General features: G+C 74.8%; 4 protein-coding genes. All 4 read left to right on the top strand.

Annotated features, from left to right (window positions below):
* The first annotated feature begins 24 nt into the window (after positions 1-24).
* A complete protein-coding gene (gene rimP / locus Q4D18_RS08300; RefSeq protein WP_303127248.1) occupies positions 25-609 on the top strand; it encodes a ribosome maturation factor RimP in 585 nt (194 codons plus the stop codon).
* A 1-nt stretch (position 610) separates the two neighbouring features.
* A complete protein-coding gene (gene nusA / locus Q4D18_RS08295) occupies positions 611-1,618 on the top strand; it encodes a transcription termination factor NusA (protein ID WP_303127246.1) in 1,008 nt (335 codons plus the stop codon).
* A 143-nt stretch (positions 1,619-1,761) separates the two neighbouring features.
* Positions 1,762-2,106, top strand: a complete 345-nt coding sequence (locus Q4D18_RS08290; protein WP_303127244.1) for a YlxR family protein — start codon at positions 1,762-1,764, stop codon at positions 2,104-2,106.
* A 185-nt stretch (positions 2,107-2,291) separates the two neighbouring features.
* A partial coding sequence (locus Q4D18_RS08285; RefSeq protein ID WP_303127242.1) for a translation initiation factor IF-2 N-terminal domain-containing protein occupies positions 2,292-2,506 on the top strand: 215 nt, incomplete at its 3' end.

Genomic DNA, 2,506 nt, shown 5'->3' with positions numbered 1-2,506 from the left:
CGACCGACCCCGCCTGGAGGACCCATGGACCGCACGCCGGAGACCGACCCCGCCGCCCCCACCGAGCTGGAGGCCCTGATCGCCGACGCGCTCGCGCACCGGGACGTCGTGGTGGAGTCCGTCCGCGTGGCCGGCGCCGTGGCCACGCCCACCGTGGAGGTCCTCGTGGACCGCGCCGAGGGCACCGAGGGCCTCAGCCTGGACGAGGTCGCCGAGCTCTCGGGGCTGGTCTCCGCCTCCCTCGACGCCCAGGGCGCGCACGTGCCCGGCGTCGGCACGGGGGAGTACCTGCTGGAGGTGGGCACGGTCGGCGTCGACCGCCCGCTGACCGAGCCGCGCCACTGGTCCCGTGCCGTGGGACGCCTGGTGGAGGTGAGCATCGACCGGGCGCTGCCCGTCACCGCGCGCGTGCTGGCGGTGGAGCCCCTGGGCGTCGAGCTGCAGACCGTCAAGGCCGGCGCCAAGAAGGGCATGCGGCCCAAGGTGCTGCCCGCCGAGCACGTCCCCTTCGCCCGGCTGGGCCCCGGCCGCGTCCAGGTAGAGTGGGCCACCGCCCAGGACGCCGACGGCCCCGGGGCATCGCACACGGCAGAGCACACGGAGGCCTGAGTTGGACATCGACATGAGCGCGCTGCGCATGCTGGTCGCGGAGCGGGACATCCCCCTGGACCGCCTGGTGCCGGCCATTGAGCAGGCCCTGCTGATGGCCTACCAGCGCACCCCCGGCGCCATCCGCGGCTCCCGCGTGGAGCTGGACCGCACCACGGGCCATGTGAGCGTGTGGGCCCCCGAGGTGGACGACGACGGCACGCGGGTGGGCGAGTTCGACGACACCCCCAACGGCTTCGGCCGGATCGCGGCCTCCACCGCGCGCCAGGTGATCTTCCAGCGGCTGCGGGACGCCGACGACGCCAAGGTCCTCGGCGAGTTCAAGGACCGCGAGGGCGAGCTCGTCTCCGGGGTGATCCAGCAGGGCACCCACCGCCACATGGTGCAGGTGGACCTCGGCACCCTCGAGGCCGTGCTCCCGCCGCCCGAGCAGGTGCCGGGGGAGGACTACCGCCACGGCCGCCGCCTGCGCGCGGTGATCGTCTCCGCCACGCGCGGCCCCAAGGGCCCCTCCGTGACGCTCTCGCGCTCCCACCCGGACCTGGTCCGCCGCCTGTTCGCCCTCGAGGTCCCCGAGATCGCCGAGGGCGTGGTGGAGATCACCGCCCTGGCGCGCGAGGCCGGCCACCGCACCAAGATGGCGGTCCGGGCCACCCGGCCCGGCGTGAACCCCAAGGGCGCCGCGATCGGCGAGATGGGCACCCGCGTGCGGGCCGTGATGGCCGAGCTCGGCGGGGAGAAGATCGACATCGTCGAGCACGCCGACGACCCGGCCGAGATGATCGCCCACGCCCTGTCCCCGGCGCAGACCGTCTCGGTGGAGATCCTGGACGAGGCCCAGCACTCCGCGCGTGTGACCGTCCCCCAGCACCAGCTGTCCCTGGCCATCGGCAAGGAGGGGCAGAACGCCCGCCTGGCCGCGCGCCTGACCGGCTGGCGCATCGACATCGTGGGCGACGCCCCGCAGGAGGGCGACGCGTCCGGCGCGGCCGCCCCCGACCAGGGCTGAGCCCCGCCGAGACCGCACCGGCCCGGGCCCGGCGTCGTCCTCCGGGAGCCCCGACCGGGCACCCGCGGGCGGTGCGGCTGCGGCGGACGCGGTAGGATGGCCGAGGTCCATTCCCGTTTCGGCGCCCGCAGGAGGCTGAACGCATGACGTCCCCGACGGTCGTGCGCACCTGCGTCGGGTGCCGAGCCGAGGTGGACCGGACAGAGCTGGTGCGCGTGGCGCTGGACCCGTCGACGGAACCCCCATCCGTCGTGTGGGACCGGAGCCGACGCCGTCCCGGACGCGGTGCCTGGGTGCACCCCGGACCGGAGTGCCTGCAGCTCGCCCTGCGCCGCCGCGCGTTCCACCGGGCCTTCCGAGGCCCCGTGGACCCGGACGGGCTCACGGCGGAGCCGCCGGCGGCCGCCTCGGCCCCGCACGGGCCGGGCGGGGCGGAGCACGCCGCACCGGCTGCCAGACCGACAGATGAAGGCGGGTCAGAGATCTGATGCGTACCCGATGAGCACTGAAGCATGAGTGCCCAGCGATGAACTTCACCCCCTGCTATCAGGCAGGCCGTGACGCGCACGCCCCGACGGCGGACGCGGCGGCCTGGACAGACGTCAACGGTCTCGCGACGCGCTGACCGGCGCCCCACGGCTCCGGCGGCCCGCGAGGCCAGAACAGGAGAACCGTGGCCAAGGTCCGCGTCCATGAGCTCGCCAAGGAGCTCGGCATCACCTCGAAGGAGGCCTTGAGCACCCTCAAGGACATGGGGGAGTTCGTCTCCTCCGCCTCCTCCACCATCGAGCCCCCCGTGGTCAAGAAGCTGCGCGGCGCCTACGCCGCCGCCGGCAAGGGCTCGGAGAACTCCGGCGGCCCCGCCCAGGGCTCACAGAAGTCCGGGGC

This window comes from Micrococcus sp., from assembly GCF_030523875.1.
Classification (GTDB): domain Bacteria; phylum Actinomycetota; class Actinomycetes; order Actinomycetales; family Micrococcaceae; genus Micrococcus.
Note: the sequence above shows the minus strand (reverse complement) of the source record. Positions and strands in the feature narration are given on the sequence as shown.

Coding starts and splice junctions, on each gene's coding strand:
- rimP (WP_303127248.1), top strand. CDS start 25: ATGGACCGCACGCCGGAGACCGACCCCGCCGCCCCCACCGAGCTGGAG.
- Q4D18_RS08290 (WP_303127244.1), top strand. CDS start 1,762: ATGACGTCCCCGACGGTCGTGCGCACCTGCGTCGGGTGCCGAGCCGAG.